The organism is Dyella silvae, from assembly GCF_026421305.1.
GTDB lineage: Bacteria > Pseudomonadota > Gammaproteobacteria > Xanthomonadales > Rhodanobacteraceae > Dyella > Dyella silvae.
Window position 1 is genome coordinate 303,334 of the sequence record NZ_JAPJBQ010000005.1, and the last position, 25,165, is coordinate 328,498.

At 63.8% G+C, this 25,165-nt stretch carries 25 protein-coding genes; 13 read left to right on the forward strand and 12 right to left on the reverse strand.

Features of this window, described 5'->3' with window-relative positions:
• The first annotated feature begins 54 nt into the window (after positions 1–54).
• Positions 55–1,932 carry a phosphomethylpyrimidine synthase ThiC gene (thiC, locus tag OQE56_RS14035; RefSeq protein WP_267225235.1) on the forward strand — a complete coding sequence of 626 codons (1,878 nt, stop codon included), beginning with the start codon at positions 55–57 and terminating at the stop codon, positions 1,930–1,932.
• A 380-nt stretch (positions 1,933–2,312) separates the two neighbouring features.
• Complete coding sequence (locus OQE56_RS14040; protein WP_267225237.1) at positions 2,313–2,534, forward strand: hypothetical protein; 222 nt, start codon at positions 2,313–2,315, stop codon at positions 2,532–2,534.
• Between the two features lie 48 nt (positions 2,535–2,582).
• On the opposite strand, the gene ppa is transcribed toward OQE56_RS14040, so the two are convergent.
• The 3 genes from ppa to pdxR form a co-directional block, all read right to left on the reverse strand.
• On the reverse strand, positions 2,583–3,122 hold the full coding sequence (ppa, locus tag OQE56_RS14045) for an inorganic diphosphatase (RefSeq protein ID WP_267225239.1): 540 nt from the start codon (positions 3,120–3,122) through the stop codon (positions 2,583–2,585).
• A 125-nt stretch (positions 3,123–3,247) separates the two neighbouring features.
• Positions 3,248–4,084 carry a 2OG-Fe(II) oxygenase gene (locus tag OQE56_RS14050; protein WP_267225241.1) on the reverse strand — a complete coding sequence of 279 codons (837 nt, stop codon included), beginning with the start codon at positions 4,082–4,084 and terminating at the stop codon, positions 3,248–3,250.
• A gap of 78 nt (positions 4,085–4,162) precedes the next feature.
• Positions 4,163–5,626, reverse strand: coding sequence for a MocR-like pyridoxine biosynthesis transcription factor PdxR (gene pdxR / locus OQE56_RS14055; RefSeq protein WP_267225242.1), 1,464 nt, complete (start codon positions 5,624–5,626; stop codon positions 4,163–4,165).
• A gap of 113 nt (positions 5,627–5,739) precedes the next feature.
• On the opposite strand from pdxR, the gene OQE56_RS14060 reads away from it, so the two are divergent.
• A complete protein-coding gene (locus OQE56_RS14060; protein WP_267225243.1) occupies positions 5,740–7,020 on the forward strand; it encodes a hypothetical protein in 1,281 nt (426 codons plus the stop codon).
• Positions 7,021–7,145: 125 nt separating this feature from the next.
• Here OQE56_RS14060 and OQE56_RS14065 read toward each other — a convergent pair whose 3' ends face one another.
• Complete coding sequence (locus OQE56_RS14065; protein WP_267225244.1) at positions 7,146–9,194, reverse strand: sodium-translocating pyrophosphatase; 2,049 nt, start codon at positions 9,192–9,194, stop codon at positions 7,146–7,148.
• A gap of 205 nt (positions 9,195–9,399) precedes the next feature.
• Positions 9,400–9,783, reverse strand: coding sequence for an RcnB family protein (locus tag OQE56_RS14070; RefSeq protein ID WP_267225245.1), 384 nt, complete (start codon positions 9,781–9,783; stop codon positions 9,400–9,402).
• A gap of 165 nt (positions 9,784–9,948) precedes the next feature.
• On the opposite strand from OQE56_RS14070, the gene OQE56_RS14075 reads away from it, so the two are divergent.
• Positions 9,949–10,716, forward strand: a complete 768-nt coding sequence (locus OQE56_RS14075) for an alpha/beta hydrolase (protein ID WP_267225246.1) — start codon at positions 9,949–9,951, stop codon at positions 10,714–10,716.
• A 3-nt stretch (positions 10,717–10,719) separates the two neighbouring features.
• On the opposite strand, the gene OQE56_RS14080 is transcribed toward OQE56_RS14075, so the two are convergent.
• The gene (locus tag OQE56_RS14080) at positions 10,720–11,988 is read right to left on the reverse strand and encodes a 6-phosphofructokinase (protein ID WP_267225247.1); all 1,269 of its coding nucleotides are present in this window, start codon (positions 11,986–11,988) and stop codon (positions 10,720–10,722) included.
• A gap of 6 nt (positions 11,989–11,994) precedes the next feature.
• Positions 11,995–12,423, reverse strand: coding sequence for a VOC family protein (locus OQE56_RS14085; protein WP_267225248.1), 429 nt, complete (start codon positions 12,421–12,423; stop codon positions 11,995–11,997).
• Positions 12,424–12,649: 226 nt separating this feature from the next.
• Here OQE56_RS14085 and OQE56_RS14090 point away from each other — a divergent pair, with 226 nt between their 5' ends.
• The 8 genes from OQE56_RS14090 to OQE56_RS14125 all read left to right on the forward strand — a co-directional run bounded on the left by OQE56_RS14090 (position 12,650) and on the right by OQE56_RS14125 (position 20,890).
• A complete protein-coding gene (locus OQE56_RS14090) occupies positions 12,650–13,234 on the forward strand; it encodes an adenylate kinase (protein WP_267225250.1) in 585 nt (194 codons plus the stop codon).
• A gap of 84 nt (positions 13,235–13,318) precedes the next feature.
• Entirely contained in the window at positions 13,319–14,674 is a 1,356-nt protein-coding gene (gene mpl / locus OQE56_RS14095) for a UDP-N-acetylmuramate:L-alanyl-gamma-D-glutamyl-meso-diaminopimelate ligase (protein ID WP_267225252.1), read from the forward strand.
• 69 nt (positions 14,675–14,743) lie between these two features.
• On the forward strand, positions 14,744–15,346 hold the full coding sequence (locus tag OQE56_RS14100; protein WP_267225254.1) for an LON peptidase substrate-binding domain-containing protein: 603 nt from the start codon (positions 14,744–14,746) through the stop codon (positions 15,344–15,346).
• A gap of 101 nt (positions 15,347–15,447) precedes the next feature.
• Positions 15,448–16,266: an SDR family oxidoreductase gene (locus OQE56_RS14105; protein WP_267225256.1), complete on the forward strand. Its 819-nt coding sequence runs from the start codon at positions 15,448–15,450 to the stop codon at positions 16,264–16,266.
• 5 nt (positions 16,267–16,271) lie between these two features.
• On the forward strand, positions 16,272–16,697 hold the full coding sequence (locus tag OQE56_RS14110; protein WP_267225257.1) for an HIT family protein: 426 nt from the start codon (positions 16,272–16,274) through the stop codon (positions 16,695–16,697).
• 27 nt (positions 16,698–16,724) lie between these two features.
• Positions 16,725–17,144: a VOC family protein gene (locus OQE56_RS14115; RefSeq protein WP_267225259.1), complete on the forward strand. Its 420-nt coding sequence runs from the start codon at positions 16,725–16,727 to the stop codon at positions 17,142–17,144.
• Between the two features lie 311 nt (positions 17,145–17,455).
• Positions 17,456–18,796, forward strand: coding sequence for a sigma-54 dependent transcriptional regulator (locus OQE56_RS14120; protein ID WP_267225261.1), 1,341 nt, complete (start codon positions 17,456–17,458; stop codon positions 18,794–18,796).
• 843 nt (positions 18,797–19,639) lie between these two features.
• The gene (locus OQE56_RS14125; protein ID WP_267225263.1) at positions 19,640–20,890 is read left to right on the forward strand and encodes an acetylornithine transaminase; all 1,251 of its coding nucleotides are present in this window, start codon (positions 19,640–19,642) and stop codon (positions 20,888–20,890) included.
• A 130-nt stretch (positions 20,891–21,020) separates the two neighbouring features.
• Here the strand turns inward: OQE56_RS14125 and OQE56_RS14130 are convergent, their stop codons facing one another.
• The 3 genes from OQE56_RS14130 to thiE all read right to left on the reverse strand — a co-directional run bounded on the left by OQE56_RS14130 (position 21,021) and on the right by thiE (position 23,877).
• Entirely contained in the window at positions 21,021–21,893 is an 873-nt protein-coding gene (locus OQE56_RS14130) for an ion transporter (RefSeq protein WP_267225265.1), read from the reverse strand.
• A gap of 63 nt (positions 21,894–21,956) precedes the next feature.
• Complete coding sequence (hemL, locus tag OQE56_RS14135; RefSeq protein ID WP_267225267.1) at positions 21,957–23,243, reverse strand: glutamate-1-semialdehyde 2,1-aminomutase; 1,287 nt, start codon at positions 23,241–23,243, stop codon at positions 21,957–21,959.
• Positions 23,244–23,253: 10 nt separating this feature from the next.
• The gene (gene thiE / locus OQE56_RS14140; RefSeq protein ID WP_267225269.1) at positions 23,254–23,877 is read right to left on the reverse strand and encodes a thiamine phosphate synthase; all 624 of its coding nucleotides are present in this window, start codon (positions 23,875–23,877) and stop codon (positions 23,254–23,256) included.
• Between the two features lie 94 nt (positions 23,878–23,971).
• Between thiE and OQE56_RS14145 the strand changes: the two genes are divergently transcribed.
• A complete protein-coding gene (locus tag OQE56_RS14145) occupies positions 23,972–24,169 on the forward strand; it encodes a rubredoxin (protein ID WP_267225271.1) in 198 nt (65 codons plus the stop codon).
• 233 nt (positions 24,170–24,402) lie between these two features.
• Here the strand turns inward: OQE56_RS14145 and OQE56_RS14150 are convergent, their stop codons facing one another.
• Complete coding sequence (locus tag OQE56_RS14150; RefSeq protein ID WP_267225273.1) at positions 24,403–24,852, reverse strand: DUF192 domain-containing protein; 450 nt, start codon at positions 24,850–24,852, stop codon at positions 24,403–24,405.
• Positions 24,853–24,965: 113 nt separating this feature from the next.
• Positions 24,966–25,165, reverse strand: a 200-nt coding sequence (locus OQE56_RS14155; protein WP_267225275.1) for a hypothetical protein, incomplete at its 5' end; no start/stop codon positions are given.

Here is a 25,165-nt window from a genome sequence, read left to right on the forward strand (position 1 = left end):
AACAAAAGCACGTCCCTAACGGGACATCGCTTCAAGCCCGACGGACCCTTGCCGATGAATGCCCTGCCCAATGACCTCGCGCGCGCCGCGCAGGAACTCTCCGAAGCCGTGACGCGCCCGATTCCGGGATCGCGCAAGATTTACGTGCAGGGCAGCCGCCCCGACCTGAAGGTGCCGCTGCGCGAAATCTGCCAGGCGCAGACGCCGACGCTGTTCGGTGGCGAAGAGAACCCGCCGATCACCGTCTATGACACTTCGGGCCCGTACACCGATCCCGACTATCAGGTGGATCTGGTCGCCGGTCTGCCGGCGCTGCGCGCCACGTGGATTGCCGAGCGCGGCGATACCGAACAGTTGCCCGATCTGAGCTCGTCGTTCGGCCGCGAGCGCGCCGCCGACCCCAAGCTCGATGCGTTCCGCTTCACGGCCACGCGCGCACCGCGCCGCGGCAAGGCGGGCGCCAACGTCACGCAGATGCACTATGCGCGCAAGGGCATCATAACGCCGGAGATGGAATACATCGCCATCCGCGAAAACCAGCGCATCGAGGCGCTGCGCAACAGCGCGCTGCTCAACCAGCATCCCGGCGAGTCGTTCGGTGCAGCGCTGCCGAAGCTGATCACGCCGGAATTCGTGCGTGATGAAGTGGCACGCGGCCGCGCCATCATCCCGGCCAACATCAACCACCCGGAAGCGGAGCCGATGATCATCGGCCGCAACTTCCTCACCAAGATCAATGCCAACATCGGCAACTCCGCCGTGTCCTCCGGCATCGCCGAGGAGGTGGAGAAGCTGGTGTGGTCGATCCGCTGGGGCGGCGACACGGTGATGGATCTTTCCACCGGTAAGCACATTCACGAAACGCGCGAGTGGATCATCCGCAACTCGCCGGTGCCGATCGGCACGGTGCCGATTTATCAGGCGCTGGAGAAGGTCGGCGGCGTGGCCGAAGACCTCACCTGGGAGATCTTCCGCGACACGCTGATCGAGCAGGCCGAGCAGGGTGTGGACTACTTCACCATCCACGCGGGCGTGCTGTTGCGCTTCGTGCCGCTCACGGCCAAGCGCGTGACCGGCATCGTGTCGCGTGGCGGCTCGATCATGGCGAAGTGGTGCCTGGCGCATCACAAGGAAAACTTCCTTTACACGCACTTCGAAGACATCTGCGAGATCATGAAGGCGTACGACGTGTCCTTCAGCCTCGGCGATGGCCTGCGCCCGGGTTGCGTGGCCGACGCGAACGACGCCGCGCAGTTCGGTGAGCTCGATACGCTGGGTGAACTCACCCAGATCGCGTGGAAGCACGACGTGCAGGTGATGATCGAAGGTCCCGGCCATGTGCCCATGCAGCTCATCAAGGAGAACATGGAGCGCCAGCTGGAGAAGTGCCACGAAGCGCCGTTCTACACGCTGGGGCCACTGACCACCGACATCGCGCCGGGTTACGACCACATCACCAGCGCCATCGGCGCGGCGATGATCGGTTGGTTCGGCACCGCTATGCTCTGCTACGTGACACCGAAGGAGCACCTTGGCCTGCCCAACAAGCAGGACGTGCGCGACGGCATCATCGCCTACAAGATCGCTGCCCATGCAGCGGATCTGGCCAAGGGTCATCCGGGTGCGCAGGCGCGCGACAACGCGCTGTCGAAGGCGCGCTTCGAGTTCCGCTGGGAGGATCAGTTCAATCTCGGCCTCGATCCGGAAAAGGCCAAGGAATTCCACGACGAGACGTTGCCGAAGGACGCGCACAAGAGCGCGCACTTCTGCTCGATGTGCGGTCCGAAGTTCTGCTCGATGAAGATCACGCAGGACGTGCGCGACTACGCGGCAGAGCACGGCACGGGCGAAGAGCTCGCGCTGGAAGAAGGTATGGCCGAGAAGGCTGCCGAGTTCCGCCAGCAGGGCTCGGAGGTCTATCACAAGGCGTGATGAGCCGCGTTGTTCCGGCCGGCATGATGGCCGGAACAACGCTGTCGTTCGACCGGTGGGAGCGCACCCTGTGCGCGACAGTTGCGTCACGAGGTTCTGCTTCGGACGGCCGTCGCGGACAGGCTGCGCTCCCACAATGTTTTTGTTTTTCGAATCTATCGCGCGCCCCTCAACGCGCGCCGCTGTCTCGCCAGCCTTTCATCCTCGTTTCTCGCTGATCCATTGACGGGAGCTCGCGCTAGCCGCGGGCGTCATGGCTCACGCTTCTGCCCCTCATGGCAGACAGAAAAATCTTGCGGCGAACCAGCGCAAGGGCGGCGGTCAGCCGGGCGCTGTCTGCTGCGTTAGCTACGGGGACTGTTGCTACGAGGAGTCGCGTCATGCCGATGCCGGACAACGCCCGCTCGGGCCATGCATTGCTGCGAATCGTGCTGATCACGCTGGCGATTGGCGTACTGCTGATCAGCGCCCTGATGTGGTGGTGGGTCCGAGAGGCGGAGAGCTCCGGCGCCATCGCTCGCGCGGAAGTGGCGCGCATGCATCGCGCGACAGCACTGACGCATAAGCCTCATAGTGCCTGGCTCAGCGTTGCCAGCAATTGAAACAAAAAAAGCGCCGCCCGGGAGGACGGCGCTTTTGGTATCAGGCTATCAGGCCTTCGCGTCGGCTTTGTAGCGATCGATACCGCTGAGGATCTCGGCCTTGGCCTCGTCGGCGCCGACCCAGCCTTCGATCTTCACCCACTTGCCCTTCTCGAGATCCTTGTAGTGCTCGAAGAAGTGGCCGATGCGCTCCAGCCAGTGGCCAGACACCTGCTTGATGTCCTTGATGTGCGCATAACCGGCGAAGATCTTCTCGACCGGCACCACCACCAGCTTCTCGTCGCTGCCGGCTTCGTCCGTCATCTTCAGCATGCCGACCGGATGACAGCGGATGACCGAGCCCGGCACCAGCGGCAGCGGCAGGATCACCAGCGCGTCCAGCGGATCGCCGTCGCCGCCCAGCGTGCCCGGCACATAGCCGTAGTTGCACGGATAGCGCATCGGCGTGGACAGGATGCGATCGACGAAAATCGCGCCGCTTTCCTTCTCCACCTCGTACTTGACGGGCTCGGCGTCCTTCGGGATTTCGATGATGACGTTGATTTCGTCCGGAACCTTGCGGCCGGCGGGAACGAGGTGCAGACCCATGGATGTTTCCTTGGCGTAGTCAAAAGCAAAGACTTGCAAGGATACGGCAAAAGGTGGTGCATCGCAGCAGCCACCAGGCCGCCGCGAGGCGGCAGTTCAGTGTTCGTAACGGCCTGGCGGGGCGCTCAGGCTTGGTAGGGCCGTTCGCGCAACCATTTGGTGGCAATCCATTTTTCCCCGCGAATCACGGGCAGGCCCGCGTGCAGAGACGACTGGTCGCCGGTGTCGTAAGCGAAATAGACGGCCGAACCGCGCATGGCGGTGACGGTCAGCCCGATGGCGGGAAAACCGGTGCCGCCGCCTTCTTCCGGCGTATTGAGATACATGACCACGCTGGCCATGCGCTGGCCGCCGCGCGCCGTGACGGCGTTGAAGCCCGGTTGGGTCGGATCGAACCAGTCGAAATGGGGCTCGTACTCCTGCCCTGGGAGGTAATGCAGAATCTGCAGGCCTTCACCATGACTGACCGGAACACCGAGCAGATCGGCGATGCGCTGCTCGATGGTATTCACCAGCGGCGTCTCGCCGATCTCGAAGAACATGCCGACGCTGGTGCGACGCTCATCGGTCTGGTAGCGGCCGTCCACATCAACGGTAAGCGAGCGCTGCAGACGAGGCTCTGCTTGCGCGATCAGCTGATCGCACTCTTCGCCGGTGAGCAATCCTTCGAGCACACGCACGATCGGACCATCGGTACTGACCGTTACGCGCACTTTGTGTCCATTGACCACTTGCTCGGGTGCTTTTGGATGCTGCGCCCGGTGCGTCTGAGGCGCTTGTCTGGCGGCAGTCCTGACGTTGTTGATCGGCAGGTTAAGTACGCGCGCGACTATCTGCTGACTTTGCTCGGCGCCGTAGCCGCTATCGCGCATGAGCTTGAGCAGGTCATACAAGCTGTGGCCGGATCGGGTGGTGGAGAGAATCCACTCTCGCAGTTCGGGACGTATCGTGTGGTCTTTCATGCGGCTCGAAGGGTAGGGTGGTGGCGTCGGCGTTCCATCTTACGCATGGGGCGCGACAGCTTCACGTGACGGCCGCGGCTAATGGATTTGCCGGCCGTGTGGCAGGGCGTGTGCCATGCGCCGCACGGCTTCGTTGAGTTCTGCCTCATCGTGGTAAGAGAAGCAGAGGCGCAGGAAGGGCTGTGACTGCTGCCGCAGATCGAAGCGGCGGGCATCGACGAAGCGCACACCCTGCTGCTCGGCAGCGCGCGACCAGCGGGCCACGTTAATGCCCTCGTCGGCACGCGCCCAAAGGCCCATGCCGCCCTCAGGCAAATGGAACGTCACGGCATCGCCGAGATAGCGGGTCAGTGCGTCAGCCAATGCATCGCGCCGCCGCGCGTAGACCTGCAACATGCGATGCACGTGGCGTAACAGTTCGCCATCTTCAAACAGCTCCGCCACCGCGCATTCCATCGCCGCGTCGCCGCGGGCATCGCTGGCCGCGCGCACGCTTTGCAGCCGTACGAATACCGGCGGTGGTGCCACGATGAAGCCACTGCTGACGCCGGGGGCCAGCAGATTGGCGAGCGAACCCACGTAGACCGTGTTGGCGCGTCCTGCGCCGGCTGCGATAGGCAGGATGGGTTTGCCTTCGTAGTGAAACTCGTGGTCGTAGTCATCCTCGATGATGGCGAAGCCGCGCGTCAGTGCGAGTTCGGCCAATCGTGCGCGGCGGGCCTGTGACATCACTGTCGTGGTCGGAAACTGATGGTGTGGGGTGAGAAACACGGCGCGAAGGGTGTGCTTTTCGAGCAGCGCCTCCAACGCATCGACATCCATGCCGTCGCTGTCTACCGGAATCGGTACCAGATGTGCGCCAGCGAGCCGCAAAACGCTCCAGGCAGGCGGGTAACCAAACGCCTCGACGGCTACCGTGTCGCCGGGCAGGACCAGCGTACGCGCCACCAGGTCGATACCTTGCTCGATGCTGCGCGTCACCATCAGGTTCTCGGGCGTCACTGCCAGCCCTCGCGTGCGCGCCAGCATGGCGGCCAGTTCGGTGCGTAAGCGCAGATGGCCGCACGCATCGGCGTCGGTGATCAATACCCGCCCGCGGCGCTCAATCGCGCGGCGAAATGCGCGGGCCAGTTCACGCGCGGGGAACAGGCGCGCGTCGGGTGCGCCATTGGACAGGATCAGCGTACCGGGCGCGGGTGCTCCCGTCGTTGCCGGCAGGGGTAGTGGAGGTAAGAGCGGGTAGGTGGGCATCTGCGTAGCTGCCGCCGGTGGCTGCGGCGGCAGGGGCATCGGCACTGCCACAAACGTGCCACCGCCGCGCTTCGCGTTAACCAGGCCTTCGGCAACCAGCTCGTCATAGCCCGCAACCACGGTGTTGCGGTTCAGCCCCAGGTGGGCCGCCAGCTCGCGCGAACCGGGCAGCGGCTCACCGGGTTTGAGGCGACCGGAGCGAATGTCATCGGCAATCGCGCTCGCGAGCTGCAGAAACAGCGGCAGCTCGCGTCCGGGGTCGAGTGCAATGGCAAGCTCCCAGCGGCGCATGGCGAGATTTTAGGCACAACCGGACTAGAAGAAATGTGAGAAGTGGCGCTCCCGCCTGCCGAGGGCCGGACGCAGGCTGCGATCACCGCATCGCAACCCAAGGAGAGAGAGCCATGTGCAAGCTTCCCACCCTTCTCGTGGCCGTCCTTGCCGCCGCCGGGCTTCCGTTGGCGGCGCAGGGACAGTCGCATTACAGCGTGTCTGAGTTGCCGTCTCTGGGCGGTACCTTCAGCTCGGGCAACAGCATCGACGATCTGGGCCTGGTCAGCGGGGTATCCAACTTCGCCGGCGATAACAATGGCCACGCCTCACTCTGGATCAACGGCAGCGCTTTTGATCTGGGCACGCTGGGCGGGCTCAACAGCGATATCCAGTGGCCGGTGAAAAACAACATTGGCGTGCTGGCCGGCATCGCGCAAACCGGCAAACCGGACCCGCTGGGCGCGAGCTGGAGTTGCGCGGCGTTCTTCCCGGCGGCGACCGCCACCAGCAGCACCTGCCTGGGCTTTGTATGGACCTGGGGCCACATGCAGGCCTTGCCTACGTTGGGCGGCAACAACGGTTTCGCTGCAGGCGCCAACGATCTGGGGCAGGTCACCGGTTGGGCCGAGAACGCCGTGCATGACCCGACCTGCGACACCGCCGACAGCGGACAAGTGCTGCAATTCCGGCCGGTCGTGTGGGGCCCCGCGCCAGGGCAAGTCCGCGAACTGCCCTTGGTGTCGGGCGATACCTCCGGCGCGGCAACGGCCATCAATGATCGTGGACAGGCCGTGGGTATCTCCGGCATCTGCGATCAGGCGGTGGGGCGCTTCACGGCGCGCCATGCGGTGCTGTGGCAGCACGGCGCGGTGACTGATCTGGGCAATCTCGGTGGCGTGGCGTGGCACACGCCGATGGCGATCAACCTGCAAGGTCACGTGGTGGGCTTCTCCAACGTCTCGGCCAGCGATGGCGGCGCCCTGCACGAGCATGCCTTCCTGTGGACGCCTGCGAGCGGCATGCGGGATCTGGGCACGCTCTATCCAGGCGATGTGCACAGTCAGGCCACTGGCATCAACGCGCGCGACCAGGTGGTCGGCCTGTCATGCACCGCGCACTTCGCCAGTTGCCATGCGTTTCTCTGGCAGGACGGCACGATGATGGATCTCAACCAGATGTCGGGCGGCTATAGCGGCCTGCTGGCGCAGGCGTTGGATATCAACGACGAGGGTGTGATCACCGGACTGGCGGTGGATGCCGATACCGGCAATCAGGTCGCCTTCGTGGCACGCCCTCAGAGCGGGGCGCAGGGGTATCGGCTCAGCCGGGTGATGCCGGCGTTGGCGATGCCGGAGCAGATGCGCGCGCAGTTGTTGCGGCGGTGGAAGCTGGAAGGCTCAGTAGTGCCGTGAGACTGCGAAAGCGGGACTGAGGCCAGCGTGGCCCCTCACCCCAACCCTCTCCCCGGAGGGGAGAGGGGGCAATCGGGCCGTGCGGGTTCGCCCGATCACTGTCGCCGTGATCGGGCGTTCTCCCGTTACAGCAGAGGTATGAGTAGGAGGGCCACGATGTTGATGATCTTGATCAGCGGGTTCACCGCAGGGCCGGCCGTGTCCTTGTACGGATCGCCCACGGTGTCGCCGGTAACGGCGGCCTTGTGCGCGTCCGAACCCTTGCCGCCGAAATGATCATCCTCGATGTACTTCTTGGCGTTGTCCCATGCGCCACCACCGGTGGTCATCGAGATGGCCACGAACAGGCCGGTGACGATGGTGCCGATCAGCACGCCACCCAGCGCCTGCGCGCCTGCCTCCGCGCCACCCAGCCACTTGAACCCGAACACCACGACGACCGGTACGAGCACCGGCAGCAGCGACGGGATCAACATTTCCTTGATGGCGGACTTGGTGAGCATATCCACTGCACGGGAATAATCCGGCTTGGTGGTGCCCTCCATGATGCCCGCGATCTCGCGGAACTGGCGGCGCACTTCTTCCACCACTGCACCTGCCGAGCGCCCCACCGCTTCCATCGCCATCGCACCAAACAGATACGGAATCAGGCCGCCGATCAGCAGGCCGATGATCACGTAGGGGTTGGAGAGATCGAAGCGGAAGTCGTCGATGTTGAGGTGCTTGGTCAGGTTGTGCGTGTAGTCGGCAAACAGCACCAACGCAGCCAGACCCGCCGAGCCAATGGCATAACCTTTGGTCACTGCCTTGGTGGTGTTGCCCACCGCGTCCAGCGGATCGGTAACGCCGCGCACTTCCGGGGGCAGCTCAGCCATTTCGGCGATGCCGCCGGCGTTGTCGGTAATCGGGCCGTACGCGTCCAGCGCCACGATCATGCCGGTCATGCTCAGCATGGCGGTAGCGGCGATGGCGATACCGTAGAGACCGGCCAGCTGATACGCGCTCCAGATCGCCGCGCATACGGCAAGCACTGGCAGCGCCGTCGACTTCATCGACACGCCAATGCCCGCGATGATGTTGGTGGCATGGCCGGTAGTGGAGGCCTGCGCGACGTGCTGCACCGGTTTGTATTCGGTCGCGGTGTAGTACTCCGTGATCACCACCATCGCGCCGGTCAGCACCAGGCCGATCAGCGAGCAGCCATACAGATGGCCAACGCCGTAAGCGGAATCGCCCATCAGCTGGCTGGTGATCGGCCAGAACGCGATGGCGGCAAGCACGGCCGATACGGCTACGCCGGCATACAGCGCGTTCATGATCTTCGGGCCGCGTGCCTTCACGAAGAAGGTACCGATCACCGACGCAACGATGGATGCGCCGCCCAGCACCAGCGGGAACAACACACCGTTGCTGCCGGTCTGCTCCGCCATCACGCCGCCCAGCAACATGGTGGCGATCAACGTCACCGCGTAAGTCTCGAACAAGTCGGCGGCCATGCCGGCGCAGTCGCCTACGTTGTCACCCACGTTGTCGGCAATCACGGCCGGGTTGCGCGGATCGTCCTCGGGGATGCCGGCTTCTACCTTGCCCACCAGATCGGCGCCCACGTCGGCACCCTTGGTGAAAATGCCGCCGCCGAGACGGGCGAAGATCGAGATCAGCGACGCACCGAAGGCCAATCCCACCAGGGCATGCAGGGCGTGCATGGTCTCGTAGCCCATGCGGCTCAGCACCACGTAGTAACCCGTGACGCCAAACAACGCCAGACCCACCACCAACATGCCGGTGATGGCGCCGCCACGAAACGCGACGTTGAGTGCAGCGGCCAAGCCGCTGCGCGCGGCTTCAGCGGTGCGCACATTGGCACGCACCGAAACGTTCATGCCGATATAACCGGTGGCGCCGGACAAAATGGCACCGATTGCAAAACCGATCGCGGTGGCCCAGTCCAGCGCAAAGCCAATGATGAGAAACAACACCACACCGACGCCGCCGATGGTGGCGTACTGGCGATTGAGATACGCCTTCGCACCTTCCTGGATCGCGGAAGCGATCTCCTGCATACGTGCGTTGCCCGGCGATTTTGCCAAGATCCAGCGCACAGACAGTGCGCCGTAGAGAACCGCCAGGACCGCACATGCCAGCACGATCCACAAGCCATACTGCTGCAGCATCGGAGCCTCCCCATGAGTGGTAACGATTTGCACCGGGACCACCCATCGGCACCCCCGATACGGCGGCCGCCCTTGCGGGCGGTCATAGGCGAGTATAGACAGAGGCTGACGACAGTCGTGTTGTGCAACGCAACGCACTGCGGCATCGGATCACAAAAAAGGCGGCGCCTTGTACGGCGCCGCCTTGAGATCACCTGAGTGTTGATCAGCGGATGACCAAGTCCATGATCATGTTGTCGCCGATCGACACCAGCAGGTAATTGTTGGATTCACGCACCCAGCGGTAGCCGTAGGGCGGCGGCGCCAGGCGGTAATAGCTGTAGTCGTTCACAATGACCATCGGACCGTCATAACGATAGCCGCGGGCCCAGCGTGGCCGCCCGTAATAGGCACGATCGCTGTAGTAACGGCGCTCCCAGTGTTCGAGGCGGTCGCGGTCACGCCAGCCGTCGCGGTCATGCCCGCGGCCGTGATCACGATAATCATCGCGGTCATGTCCCCGGCCATGGTCATGCCACGGATCGGACAGAGCGGCGCCGCTGCCGGCAAGCAGGGCCAAGGCTACGAGCATGCTGGTCAGGGCTTTCATCGGATCCTCCTCGGTGGATCCCGCCGGCGCCATGTGCGTCGGTCAGGCAGGCGCATCGTAAGAATGTGCGTCTGAATGGAGGAGGTGATTTCCTGCTTCTGGCGTGAGAGCTTTCAGTTATCGCTCAGGCAGGTGAACAGAAAGACCCATAGGCAGGGGGCAGGGATGTTCGTACGCGTTTTACTCGTGTTGGCCTCGCTCGCGCTTCTGCTCTACGCCGCTCTTTGCACGTCCCTGGCGCTGGGGCAACGGCGGGAGATCTATCACCCCGAAGCCACCTGGCCGGTGCGGCAATCGCCGGACTTTGAGCTGACCAGGGAAGGTGTCCGGCTGCGCGGTTGGGTGGTGAATCCAGGAAAGGCCAAGGCGCTGTTGTATTTCGGCGGCAACGGCGAGCGGATCGAGGATGCACGGGCAGACCTGGCGCAATGGTTGCCCGATCGCACCATCTACCTCCTGGCCTACCGAGGATATGCCGCTAGCGAAGGTGAAGCGTCCGAGGCGGCACTGATCGGCGACGCCACGGCGCTATTCGATCGGGTGGCGCCGCGGCACACGGCGGTGGCCGTGCTCGGTCGTAGCCTCGGAAGCGGCGTGGCAGTGCAACTCGCCGCGCAACGACCGGTGGAGCGACTGGTCCTGGTGACTCCCTTCGATAGCCTTGTTCGCGTCGCAGGCGACTACCTCCCATGGGTGCCGGTCAATCTGCTTATGCGCGAGCGTTTCGAGTCGTGGCGGTATGTGGCGGCTATTCGTTGTCCGGTGTTGGTGATTCGCGCCGAACAGGACGAGATCATTGCCGCCGTGCGCACTGCCGCGCTCATTCGCGCGTTCCCCACGCCCCCGGCAGAACAGGTCGTGGCCGATGCTGGACACAACACGATTCAGGACTACGCGGACTACCGCGTGAGTCTGAGCCGTTTCCTGCAGTAGCTGTCAGCGTGCAAACGGTTCGAGCTTGCGCGCGACGGCGGTGTTCTTCAGTGTCACGTATAGCGGGAGCCCGTTCTTGCCATAAGGCAGCGGCGCTTCACCTTGGATCAGTGGCGCGAGGTAACGGCGGGCCGCTGCCGTGATGCCGAACCCGTCTCGTGTGAGGAAGCTCGCCGGCATCTTCTTTTCGCGATTGGCGATCTTCGCCAACGGTGCGGGTTCGATCTTCCAGCGATAAGGCGCGTCGCTGCCGCGCACGATGACGGGCATCACCGCGTTCATGCCGGCCAGCGCGTACTCCACGGCGGCCTTGCCCACGGCGTAGGCCTGCTCCGCATCGGTCTTGGAAGCGAGATGGCGTGCCGAGCGCTGCAGATAGTCAGGCAGGGCCCAGTGATATTTGTAGCCAAGCTTTTCCTTCACCAGCGCGGCGAGCACCGGCGCCACACCGCCAAGCTGCGAGTGGCCAAACGCATCACGCGTACCGGCTTCGGCCAGAAATTGCCCTTCGGCATTGCGGATGCCCTCGGAAGCCACCACCGTGCACCAGCCCACGCGTTCCACCGTGGCCTTCACCTTGGCCAGGAAAGCCGTTTCGTCGAACACGCGCTCGGGGAACAAGATGATGTGCGGCGGCGCATCGGCGCCTTCGCCGGCCAGGCCCGAGGCGGCGGCGATCCAGCCCGCGTGGCGCCCCATCACTTCAACAATGAAAACCTTGGTGGATGTATCCGCCATCGACGCCACATCCAGGCTGGCTTCCAGCGTGGACACGGCCGTGTACTTCGCTACCGAGCCGAAGCCCGGGCAGCAATCGGTGACGGCGAGATCGTTGTCCACCGTCTTGGGCACGCCTATGCAACGGATGTCGTAGCCCATCGCCTTGCCCAGTTGCGAAATCTTGAGCGCGGTGTCGGCGGAATCATTGCCGCCGTTGTAGAGGAACCAACGGATGTCATGCGCACGAAACACATCGATCAGTCGCTCGTATTCGGCGCGGTTGGCGTCCAGCGACTTCAGCTTGTAGCGGCACGAACCAAAGGCGCCGCCCGGCGTGTGACGCAGGGCCGCAATGGCCGCTTTGGATTCCTTGCCGGTGTCGATCAACTCTTCGCGCAGCGCGCCCAGAATGCCGTTGCGCGCGGCGTAAACGGCAACTCCTTTCGCGCGCGCTGCTTCAATCACGCCCGCAGCAGTCGCATTGATCACAGCGGTAACGCCGCCGGACTGGGCATAGAGCAAACGACCTTGGGGCTTCGATGCGGGCTTCATGGGTTCTCAATCCGGTAGGGCGAGGTTGCCGTGATCATCAAACATGAAATACGGATTGAATGCGAATTCCCATAGGTGCCCATCGGGATCGGTGAGGTAGCCGGAGTAGCCACCCCAGAAGGCTTCCTGCGGCGCTTTGAGTTCGCGCGCGCCCGCGGCTATGGCAACGGCGAACCATGCATCCACTTCCGCTTTTGAGTCGGCGTTGCGTGCCAGCGTGATGGCAGCGAAGCCCGTGGGCAGGTCTTCGGCGAGCGCATCGTCGGCAAGCGCATCGCGGCTGTAGAGCGCCAGCACAACAGCGCCACCCTTGAGGAACACGATGTTCTCGTTGCTCGCCGACGACGCCTTCCAGCCCCAGGCCTCGTAAAACTGGCGGGAGCGCGTCAGGTCGCTGACGCCGAGCGTGACGATGTGAATACGGGGAGCGGTCACGGGCTTCTCCTGCGGTTGGGCGAGCTAGAGAGCTTAATCCTGCCCGGGTGATCCGTCCTCGTGACGTTTCTGTGTCACGGTTAACTCTTTTTGCAACAACCACTTGCCGTTTTCCGGTGATTGCCGCGGTTTGACGGCACCGGCCCCAGAAGCTAACTTTGCTACCCAATTTCTTGCATTTCGTGGGCCCGCAGCGTGCGGTGACCCGGGAATACCTTGGAGCACTATGCGACTCGTCCTACTCGGTCCGCCCGGTTCGGGCAAAGGCACCCAGGCTGCGCGTCTGAAGGTGGAACTCGGCATACCGCACATCTCGACCGGCGACATGCTGCGCGCCGCCGTGGCTGCCGGCACGCCGACGGGCCTGAAGGCGAAGGCGGTGATGGACGCCGGCAAGCTGGTGTCGGACGACATCCTGCTGGCCATGCTCGAAGAGCGCCTTTCGCAGGATGACGTGAAGAACGGCTTCATCCTCGACGGTTATCCGCGCAACCTCGCCCAGGCCGATGCGCTCGACCACCTGCTGGTCAAGATCGGCCAGCCGCTGGATGCCGTGGTCAAGCTCGACGTGCCCAATGAAGTGATCATTGGCCGTTGCGAAATCCGCTTCGCTGCCGAGCACCGCAAGGACGATGATCCGGTGGTCGTGCGTGACCGCCTGAAGGTCTATGCCGAGCAGACGGCACCGGTCGCTGACTTCTTTGCCCGCCGCGGCAAGCTGCAGGTGGTGGATGGCGTGGGCGAGCTCGACGAGGTCACCGGCCGCGTCAAGCGAGCGCTGGCCTCCGAATCGGCCGCCGCCAACGGCTAAACGCTTTCCGGGCCGCCGCAAGGCGGCCCGATGTTTTTCAGGGGTGGCACGCGGTGCTGCCCAGTTTCGGCAAACGGGTTATCCATGCGTCTGCACATCCTCGGCATCTGCGGCACCTTCATGGGCGGCGTCGCCGCTTTGGCGCGTGAGCTCGGCCTTACCGTCGAAGGTTCCGACGCCAACGTCTATCCACCCATGAGCACCCAGCTCGAATCGCTGGGCATCCGCCTGATGGATGGCTACAAGCCCGACTACCTCAAGCCCGCGCCCGACCTCGTGGTCGTTGGCAACGCCATGACGCGCGGCAATCCGGCCGTCGAATACATGCTCGACGAGCAGCAGCGCTACATCTCCGGCCCGCAATGGCTTGGCGACACGCTGCTGCCGGGCCGCGAAGTGCTGGCGGTGGCGGGCACGCATGGCAAGACCACCACGACGAGCCTGCTGGCCCATTTGCTGGAAAGCGCCGGCCTGGCTCCGGGTTTTCTGATTGGCGGCGTGCCGGGCAATTTCGATGTGTCGGCACGCGTGGGTAGCGGCAAGCCCTTCGTGATCGAAGCGGACGAATACGACAGCGCGTTTTTCGACAAGCGCTCGAAGTTCGTGCACTACCGTCCGCGCATCGCCATTCTCAACAATCTCGAATACGACCACGCGGATATTTTCCCTGACGTGGCCGCGATCCAGCGCCAGTTCCATCACCTCGTGCGTACGGTGCCGGGCAATGGACGGCTGATCGTCAACGCACACGACCAGCATCTGGCCGAAGTGCTCGCCATGGGTTGCTGGACGCCGGTGGAGACCTTCGGCATCGGCAAGGGCGATTGGCAGGCCGAGCTGCAGACCGCCGATGGCTCTGCGTTTGCGGTGCGCCGTAACGGCGAGCTGATCGGCGAGATTCATTGGCCGCTGTTGGGGCAGCACAGTGTGATGAATGCGCTCGCCGCGCTGGCGGCGGCCGCCGCGGCGGGTGCGGATCCACGTGCGTTGCTGCCGGCTTTCGCCACGTTTCAGAGCGTCAAGCGCCGCATGGAAGTGGTGGGTGAGGTTGGCGGCGTACGCGTCTACGATGACTTCGCGCATCACCCTACGGCGATTGCCACCACGCTGGCTGGTTTGCGCGCCAAGGTCGGCAAGTCGCGCATCGTAGTGGCGCTGGAGCCGCGTTCGAATTCGATGCGGTTGGGTGCACACGCCGAGGCGTTGGCGCCGTCGTTGGCAGATGCTGACGCGGTGGTGTTCCTGCATCGCCCCGAGTTGCCGTGGGATGCGAGCCGCGTCACCGGTGCCTTGAACGGGCGCGGCAGTACCGTGCCGACCGTCGATGCGTTGATTACGGCGCTGCGCTATGAAGTGCGTGCGGGTGATCACGTGGTCTTCATGTCCAACGGCGGGTTTGAAGGGGCTCCGCGCCGTTTTGTCGATGCCATCAAGCCTTGATCGCTGCCTCGCTGCAGGAGCGCACAAGTGCGCTCCTACAGGCGGGTCATTGGCGGTTAGACTCTTCACATGGCCGCCCAGCCTCCTTATATCGATCTGCCGCTGTTCCCTCTTGGCACCGTGCTTTATCCCGGTGGCCAGCTGCCGCTGCGCATTTTTGAACCACGCTACCTGGACATGGTGCGCGAGTGCGCACGCACCGGCGGTGCATTTGGCGTCTGCCTGATCCTGGAAGGGGCTGAGGCCGGTGCGCCGGCGAGGCCTGCCGCGGTGGGCACGCTGGCGCGCATCATCGATTTCCACAATCGCGAAGACGGCCTGCTCGGCATCGTCACCGAAGGTGCGGAGCGCTTCCGGGTGTCGCGCACGCGCGTGCGTTCGAATGGGCTGGTGCGCGGCGACGTCGAGTTGTGGCCGCAGGAAATGCCGCAGCAAGTGCCGGTGGAGCTGGCACTGTTGCCTTCGATCCTTGAGCGTTTGATCGAAAACATGGCGCCGCAATGGCGGCTCGCGCCGCGCGCGTCGTATGACGATGCCAGCTGGGTAGGTTTCAGGCTGGCCGAATTGTTGCCGCTGCAGCCGGATGAGCGGCAGCACATGCTTGAAATCACCGATCCGCTGCGCCGCCTCGCGGAGCTGCGCGACATCCTTCCGCGTTTCCAGCGTGCCTGAGCACCTGCTTCGCCGCCATTGACGTCATGTGACGCATATTTGCTTTGCGCACACGGGGGCGGCTTCTACACTGGCCCCTTCCTGATCGAGGCGAGGTTTCTATGAGCAGTCTGGCGGGCAAGACCCTCTTCATCACCGGCGCCTCGCGCGGCATCGGCCTGGCCATTGCGCTGCGGGCTGGACGTGACGGGGCCAACATCGTCATCGCGGCCAAGAGCAGCGTGCCCAACCCGAAACTGCCTGGCACCATTCACAGCGCAGCCGCCGAGATTGAAGCTGCAGGCGGCAAGGCCTTGCCGATCAAGTGCGATATCCGCGAAGAAGAGGAAGTGGCCGCGGCCGTCGCTGCGGCCGTGGAAGCGTTTGGCGGCATCGACATCCTGGTCAACAACGCCAGTGCGATCTGGCTGGCCGGTGTGCTCGACACGCCGATGAAGCGCTTCGATCTGATGCAGCAGGTGAATGCGCGCGGCAGCTTTCTGTGCGCACAAGCGTGCTTGCCGCATCTGCTCAAGGCAGAGAACCCGCATATCCTCACGCTCGCCCCGCCGCCGTCGCTCAGTAGCAAATGGTGGGCGCCGCACACGGGTTACACGCTGGCGAAGATGGGCATGAGTTTCGTCACGCTGGGTCTGGCCGGCGAGTTTGGTCCCAAGGGTGTCGCCGTCAATGCGCTGTGGCCGCGCACCATCATCGCCACCGACGCGTTGAATATGATCCCGGGTGTTCCGTTGCAGCGTTGCCGCAAGCCGGCCATCGTGGCGGATGCGGCGCACGCGGTGCTTACGCGGCCGGCCAAGGGTTTTGCGGGACAGTTCCTGATCGATGAAGACGTATTGCGCGAAGCAGGGGTTGCCGATTTGTCGCCTTACGCCATGGACCCGACGCAGTCGCTGCTGCCCGACCTGTTTCTGGACTGATCTGCGTGACGTGCCCTTTCTGCGCTATCGCGGCGGGCCAGCTTGAGGCGAGTGTCGTCGCGCAGACGACGCACTCGCTGGCCTTTCTCGATCTGCGTCAGGCGGTGCCAGGCCATGTGTTGGTGGTGCCGCGCCAACACGTGGAAGACATTTACGCGATCGATCCTGTGCTGGCCGGCGACGTGATGCAGTTGGGCGTGCGCGTAGCGCAGGCATTGCGCAAGACGTTTCATCCGGCGGGACTCAATCTCTGGCAATCCAACGGCGCTGCCGGTGGCCAGGAAGTGCCGCACTTTCATTTGCACGTGCAGCCACGCCGTGTTGCTGATGGCCTGATGCGGGTCTATCCGCAGGGTGTTCCCGCACCGGCTGCGCGCGCAGAGCTCGAGCAACTTGCCGAGCGCATCCGCTCTTCTCTTTCCCCCTCATAGCGCCTCCCCAGCGCCTCGGAGCACAGCATGAAATATCTTCACACCATGATCCGCGTTCGCGATGTCGATGCGAGCCTGCGTTTCTTCTGCGATGGCCTTGGCCTGAAAGAGATGCGCCGCATGGACAACGAGGCTGGCAAGTTCACGCTGATCTTTCTCGCGGCACCCGAATCGCCTGAGGCCGAAGTCGAGCTGACTCACAACTGGGGCTCGACCGAGGATTACGGCAGCGCCCGCAACTTTGGCCATCTGGCCTTCCGCGTCGACGATATCTACGCCACCTGCGCACGCCTGCAGTCGATGGGTTACACCATCAACCGTCCGCCGCGTGATGGGCATATGGCGTTTGTGCGTTCGCCGGACCTGATCTCCGTCGAGCTGCTGCAGGAAGGGCATCTGCCGCCGCAGGAGCCGTGGGCATCGATGCCCAACACGGGCGTCTGGTAAGTCCCGCCGGCACCCTTCAGGAACCTCCACGGGGCCGAAGGGTGCCGTAGATCGCACGTTTCCACGAAAACAGGGTCCTGGCCATAGGTGTTAGACAGCGGAGCGGCCTCGGGCTTCTGTTCGACGCGCAAGTCCCCCATTTGTTGGGTGACGGCTTTGCGCGGAGTTGTATATTGTGTGACTCATATCACACTTTTGTAGCAGTCGCGGATTAGTTTGAGGCGACGGGCGTGGTAACCGGGGGGTAGCCAGCGGCGTTGGCTGCGACCGGCCGAAACCTGTGACCCTTAATCAGGGGAGGGGGAGGGACCATGGCTGTATTAAGGGAGGAAGCCAGGCGATGCGTCGTCTGGTTCGGACAGCCTGACAGCGCCGAACGGGCGGGTTTGGCGAGTGCGGGATGGATCATTCGCGTGGCCGACGCCGGCTCCCAGGGGGGCGTGGGCATGCGCAACAACGACACGGTGGTGGCACTGGCGGATCTGCGGTGCTGCGATCCCGAGTCCATCCAAGCCATGGCACAGTTGATGGCGGACCATCCATGGTTACCCTGGATGGCGCTGATACCGCCGGATGTGCCGGCCAACGATCCGCTGGTCGATCGCGTTCTCGAAGCAAGCATCGAATACTTCGCCACCCCGGTCGATGTCGATCGCCTGGTCGACGCGCTGCGGCGCATCGGCGGCGATGAGCCACGTGCCACCGAGATCGGTGATATCGGTGTGACGGGCCGCAGCGCGGCCATCGGTGCGGTGGTGGCCAGCATTCGCAAATACGCTCCGGTGGAACTGCCGGTGTTGATTACCGGCGAAACCGGTACCGGCAAGGAAGTGGCTGCGCGTGCCTTGCATGGTTTGTCGGCGCGGGCGGATCGTCCGTTCGCGGCCATCAACTGCGGCGCCTTGCCGCCCAACCTGGTGCAGTCGGAACTGTTTGGCCATGAGCGCGGCGCCTTTACCGGCGCCAATGCTCGCCGTATCGGTCATTTCGAATCCGCCGCTGGCGGTACCGTATTTCTGGATGAAGTAGGCGACTTGCCGTCCGACGCGCAGACGAGTCTGCTGCGCTTTCTGCAGGAAGGCACGCTCGAGCGCGTCGGTAGCAGTCAGCTCATCAAACTGGATGTGCGCGTGCTGGCTGCCACGCATGTGGATCTGGAAAAAGCCGTGGAGCAAGGTCGGTTCCGCGAGGATTTGTATTACCGCCTCAATGTATTGCGTTTACGCATGCCAGCCCTGCGTGAGCGTGAGGACGATGTGGTGCTGTTGGCTCAGCGTTTCCTCGATGCGTTCCGCGAACAACATGCCAGCCGTGGCCGTGCCTTCAGCGCCGGCGCGCGTCGGGCCATGCTCGATTTTGCCTGGCCAGGCAATGTGCGCGAGCTGCTCAATCGCGTGCAGCGTGCCGCTGTGGTGGCGGAAGACGCGCTTATCAGCGTGAATGATCTGGATCTGGCTGACGTGCTTACCAAGCAGGCCGCACGTTCCAGCCTGGGCAGCACGCGTGTCGCGGCCGAACGCGATGCCGTGATCGCCTGTCTGCGCGAAAGCCGGTTCAACGTGAGCGAGTGCGCGCGCCGACTCAAGGTGTCGCGCGTGACCATCTACCGGTTGTGCAAGAAACATCAGCTTGCGCTCGACGAGCTGCGCTGAAGGGACGTCCATTCACTCGGATGGCGTCGCCGGCGGTGTCACGGGAGAGTGTGTTCCGGGGTGAGCGGCGGATGCTCGCTCTTGCATGGCTGGTTGGGCGCCGACCCAGCCACCTGACTGCAAGCACCCGCCGGTCACCCCGGCGCATTCCGTTGATCGGCCGTTCTGGCCTTCATCCCGGCCTCGACCTGTTCGACTCTGAAAAGGAAGGCCCCCGGCCCGCAGGGGTCGGGCCGGGGGCTTCCATTGGTGCCCCGGCCACAGGGGTTGCCGGGTTACCGCCCTCATGACCGCCTTTCGGCGGAATTCCTCATCGACTGCTTGCCCCATGCGTCTGCTGCTCTGACGGAAGCGAAGAGTTCCCGTTGCCAGCTGCGATGCTCGTATCGACCTTGCCCCCGGGCCACCCAGAGGCGTCGCCATTCCGCCGCCGCGGAAATCCCTGTCGCGGTGTTCGATACGTCGTCGCAGCTGGCCCTTCCCCCTTCCCGCCTGTACGTGAATAGCGGAGCAAGTGGCGTGCCAAATGGGCAGATGGCTCAAAAACGCGGGTCACAGCGCGGTTTTGCGGGTGTTTGCGCGAAGGCTGCGTGTTGAAGACGTTACAGGTGGGCGGCTCAAACGCTGCTGCGAATGGCCGTCAAGCCCGCTGCCAGGCCGTTTCCGGGCTGTTGTAACGTTATGGACACAGCGCACAGGGCAGAAGTCACACTTTTGCCGCCGTGCAAAGCGCTGGCGCAAGGCTTACGATGCGAAGACGCCTCACCACGCTGTGGCGTATCCCCACATCCCATTCCCTTCCAAGTGACGGCGCGTCCAGCTGGACGACGCCCGGAGTACGACATGCACGCGCACGACCCGTCCGCCTCGCCCTCGGCCGATTCGACCCTGATCGATCTCGGCAAGCGTTATTGGCTGCCGGTGTACCGACCGCGCGATGTCGTGCTGGATCACGGTAAAGGCTCGCGCGTGTGGGATACCCAAGGGCGCGAGTACGTCGATTTTGGCGCGGGCATTGCCGTCAATGCGCTGGGGCATCAGGACCCTGACCTGCTCGAGGCGCTGACCACTCAGGCGCACAAGCTGTGGCATACCAGCAACGTGTTTTACAGCGAGCCGCCGCTGCATCTGGCGGAGGAGCTGGTGTCGGCTGCCGGCTTCGCCGAGCGCGTGTTCCTGTGCAATTCCGGCACCGAGGCTAACGAAGCGGCGATCAAGCTCGTGCGCAAATGGGCGTCGTCACAAGGGCGCGATGCGGCCAAGCGCGTCATCGTGACCTTCCGTGGTTCCTTCCATGGCCGCACGCTTGCAGCCGTCACGGCCACGGCGCAGCCGAAGTACCAGGAAGGCTACGAGCCGCTGCCTGGCGGTTTCCGCTATCTCGATTTCAACGATGTTCCTGCGCTCGAAGCAGCCTTTGCCCATGGCGATGTGGCGGCGGTCATGCTCGAACCCGTGCAGGGCGAAGGCGGTGTATTGCCAGCCGCGCCCGGCTTCATCAAGCGCGCCCGTGAGCTGTGTGACGAGTACGGCGCTTTGCTGGTGCTCGATGAAATCCAGTGCGGCATGGGCCGCACCGGCACCTTGTTCGCCCACGTACAGGACGAGGTGACGCCGGATATCGTGACCCTGGCCAAGGCGCTGGGCGGCGGTTTTCCCATCGGCGCGATGCTGGCCGGCCCCAAGGTGGCCGAAACCATGCAGTTTGGCGCACACGGCACCACCTTCGGCGGCAATCCGCTGGGTGCAGCAGTGGCTCGTGTCGCGCTGCGCAAGTTGTCGTCGCCGGAGCTGCTGGCCAACGTGAAGCGCCAGTCGCAGGCGCTGCGTGATGGCCTGGCGCGTATCAACGTCTCGCTCGATCTCTTCGACGAAGTCCGCGGCCGCGGCCTCATGCTCGGCGCCGTGCTGAAGGAAGCCCACAAGGGCAAGGCGGGCACCATCCTCGACTTTGCCGCCGCCCACGGCCTGCTGCTATTGCAGGCGGGGCCGGACGTGCTGCGCTTTGTGCCGGCGCTGAACATCAGCGACGCGGATATCGCCGAAGGCCTCGCACGCCTCGAAGCGGCGCTTCGCGCCTACCTCGCCGCCTGAATCGTCGTTCCCCGCGGTCGCCCACGAGTGGGCGACCGCGCAGTGCCGCGTAGCCAACACTGCGCCAGGTCCTCTTCACAAGGGAGTGGTGGGCTTTTCTCCCACCCCATGTGCTCCTGCCGTTGAGCGCTTACTCCGCGTGCTCTCCCGGAGGCAGGGGCTCTCCGCAGCCACGGCAAAAGTGCGCATCGGGCTGATGTCCGCCGAGCTGGCAATGCGCGCATACCTTCGGCTCCCACGTCTTGCGAAAGCCGGTCGCCAGCTCTGCCGCAAAGATGCCGGTAGGAACCGCGATGATGCTGTAGCCCAGTAGCATGATCACCGAGGTGACCATCTGGCCCAGCGTGGTATGCGGTGTGATGTCGCCAAAGCCCACCGTGGTCATCGTCACCACAGCCCAATACATGGAGACCGGGATACTGGTGAAACCGTTTTCCGGCCCTTCGATCAGGTACATCAAGGCGCCGAAGATCAGCACCAGGGTGAGCACGGTGCTGAAGAACACCAGGATCTTGGGCCGGGCACGCAGAAAGGTGGCCCACAGCATGTTCGCCTCACCGACGTAGCGGGTCATCTTCAGCACGCGGAAGACGCGCAAGATGCGCAGCGCGCGCACCACCATCAGGTGCTGGCCGCCGCTGGCAAGCAGGGTCAGATACGTTGGCAGCACCGCCAGAAGGTCGACGATGCCAAAGAAGCTCAACGCGTAGCGGCGCGGCTGCGAGACCACCATCAGGCGTGCCACGTATTCCACCGTGAAGGCGATGGTGAACACCCATTCCAGCACGTCGAAGAGGCGACCGAGCCTGGCGTGCAGGCTCTCCACCGTATCCAGCACCGTGACCAGGATGCTGGTGCTGATGGCCACCATCAGCACCAGGTCGAACAATCGCCCCGATCTCTCGTCATGACCGAAGATGATGTGAAACCAACGCGCCCGCCATTTGCTACGAGTGGATGGCGCGAAGGCTTGGTCGACAGGAATGGGCTGTTCTGTGCTCATGCGGCCTTCAGTCCCCTTGTACGCCTTGGGTCCAGCATACCGCCGCACGCCTGTCCTCAGCGCTTATCCGGCGCGGGCAGAACGCATCGCAGCGCGTGCTGCTTCGAGCGTATCGGCAAGGTCCTGTTCGGTGTGCGCGCTGGACACAAAACCTGCTTCAAACGCCGACGGTGCCAGATACACGCCATGCTCCAGCATGCCGTGGAAGAAGCGGTTGAACATCGCCGTATCCGCCGCCGTGGCCTGCGCATAGCTCTCCACCTTCTCGCGCGTGAAGAACAGGCCGAACATGCCGCCCACGCGGTTGATGCTGAAAGGCAGGCCTTCGCCATCGGCGACGGCCTGCAGGCCATCGGTGAGCAGGCGAGTGCGTGCGGCGAGCTGATCGTAAAAACCCGGCGCCTGAATCAGTTCTAGCATGGCCAGGCCAGCGGCCATGGCCACCGGATTACCCGACAGCGTGCCGGCCTGATAGATCGGGCCAGAGGGGGCAATCTGCTGCATCAGGTCGCGGCGGCCGCCATACGCGCCCACCGGCATGCCGCCGCCGATGATCTTGCCGAACGTGGTGAGGTCAGGCGTGACGCCGTAATAAGCCTGAGCACCACCCAGTGCGACGCGGAAGCCGGTCATTACTTCGTCGAATATCAGCAAGGCGCCGTGCTTGGTGCACAGCTCGCGCAGCCCCTGCAGATACCCATCCTTCGGGGGAATGCAGTTCATGTTGCCCGCGACCGGCTCGATGATCAGGCCGGCAATATCGCTGCCGTGTTCGTCGAACAGCCGCACGGCGGCATCCATGTCGTTATAGGTGAGCGTGAGCGTCAGGTCGGCATTGGCCTTCGGCACGCCCGGTGACGTCGGCACGCCAAAGGTGAGCGCCCCCGAGCCGGCCTTCACCAGAAAACTGTCACCGTGGCCGTGGTAGCAACCTTCGAACTTCACGATGAGGTTGCGACCCGTTGCGCCACGCGCCAGGCGGATCGCCGACATGGTTGCCTCGGTGCCTGAGTTGACCATGCGCACCATGTCGATCGACGGAATCAGCCGCGTAATCGTTTCGGCCATGGTGACCTCGGCCGGGCAGGGCGTGCCGTACGAAAGGCCGTTCTTCACCGCCCGCTCCACCGCTTCGCGCACATGCGGGTGGTTATGGCCCACGATCATCGGGCCCCACGAGCCCACATAGTCGATATAGCGCTTGCCTTCCACATCCCACAGATAGGCGCCATCCGCCCGCGCCGTGAAAAACGGCTCGCCGCCCACCGACTTGAATGCGCGCACCGGCGAGTTCACGCCGCCGGGCATCAGCTGCTGTGCGCGAAGGAAAAGTTCGTGGTTGGTGGTCATCGTGTCGTTCTCAATGCGGAATAAAGAGTTGGGCAAAGCGCGTCGCGGCGCCTTGCACGTCCGGATCGCCAAAGACCGCGGAAATCACGGCCAGATAGTCGGCACCGGCATCGATCAGGGGTTGGCCATTGTCCGGCGTGATGCCGCCGATAGCCACTCGCGGCAGGCCCAGCGCGGCAGCCTGCCGCAGCAGCTCGAACGAGGCGCGGCGGGCATGCGGCTTGGTAGGCGAGGGGAAAAAGGCGCCGAACGCGAGATAGTCCGCCCCGGCGGCAGCAAGCTCGCGTGCCCGCTCTATGGAGTCATAGCAGGACACGCCGATGATGGCGTCGGGCCCGAGCACCGCGCGTGCGGCGGCAAGGTCGCTGTCGTCCTCGCCCAGATGGACGCCGGAAGCGCCCGCCGCCAGCGCGAGTGCCACATCGTCGTTGACGATCATGGGCACCCCGTGGGCGGTGCAAAGCGCCTGAATCGCGCTGGCCTCGGACAGGCGCCGGGTGTGGTCGTCACTCTTGTCCCGGTATTGCACCAGCCGGGCGCCGCCGGCCAGCGCCTTCGCCACCACATCCACGAGATCGGGACGGGGGCCATCGGTAATCACATAGAGGCCGCGCCCCTGGAGTCTTGCTTGCATGGGTTCTTCCTGAAAAACGGGGGCCATACGCTTTCGCATCGGCGGGGGAGTTGCGAGAATGCGCCTCTTATTCTCCATAACAAGCCGTCCAGCGATGAATCAGAGCACCACCGAAACCGTCACCCTGCGCAAATGGATGTGTGTCGTTTGCGGCTTCATTTATGACGAAGCGCTGGGGCTGCCCGACGAAGGCATCGAGCCCGGTACGCGCTGGGCCGACGTCCCCGATACCTGGACCTGCCCGGACTGCGGCGCGACCAAGGAAGACTTCGAGATGATCGAAATCGACTGATCTCGTTCCTCAGCTTGCCCGCAAACGGCCCGATTCCGTCATCGTACGGACCGGGCCGTTTGCTTTAATGCTCCTGCCCGCCGGAAAACAAGGCGGGCACCCGGCAGGAGCAGCACCATGCAACAGTTCATTCCGTTCGAAGACGACTGGGACGCCCTGGAAAACCTGCGTCCCGACATGCTCGTCCCCTATCACGTCGGCGTTCCCTGCCGACATGACCTGGCGGCACCGGATCACTGCACCGGGCCGACCGTTCCCTCAATCGTCAGCTCATCGCCCACCATCGCGCCAATACGCGCGGCCGTACCGGCCGGCAACTCCAATACATAGCGGGCAGGCAGGTCGCTCGGATAGCTGGGGCAGGGATCGGCCTTGCACGGCGGCACCTTTGCCTGCACGGACACCAGCCGGCGGTTAGCGTCGAAATACAGGATGTCCAGCGGAATAAGCGTGTTCTTCATCCAGAACCAGCGCTTGTCCTCGTCCGGGAACACAAACAGCATGCTGTGATCCGCGGCCAGCTCGGTGCGCATCATCAGGCCGCGCTCGCGCGTCGCATCATTAGTAGCGAACTCCGTATGAAAGCGCTGGCCATGCAGTTGCACGGCTGGCGAATCGTGCTGGGCAGCGGCCGTGGCTGCAGAGGAAAGGGCGAACAACCAGGGCGCGAGCAAGCGTTTCATCGTTATATAGGCTCGGTTGAGACAGGTGCGCGCGAGTGTACCGGTGTGGGCACCTGTCATCTTTGTGAAAAAAATTTGTTTTGACCCCTTCCCAGAATCGAAAGGGCGGGCTATTATTTCGCTCCTGTCCCGACGAGAAGCTCTTCCTCGACGGGTTCCAGAGAAAACCCGGAAACGAAAAAATATTTCGCTGAAGGTGTTGACGGACTGGAAAGATGATGTAAGATGAGCGGCTCACTCGGAACGAAATGTTCCAACGCTGAAACGGAAACGGTCAGCAAGTGATTGAGATCTTTGACAGTGTGCGCAGGTG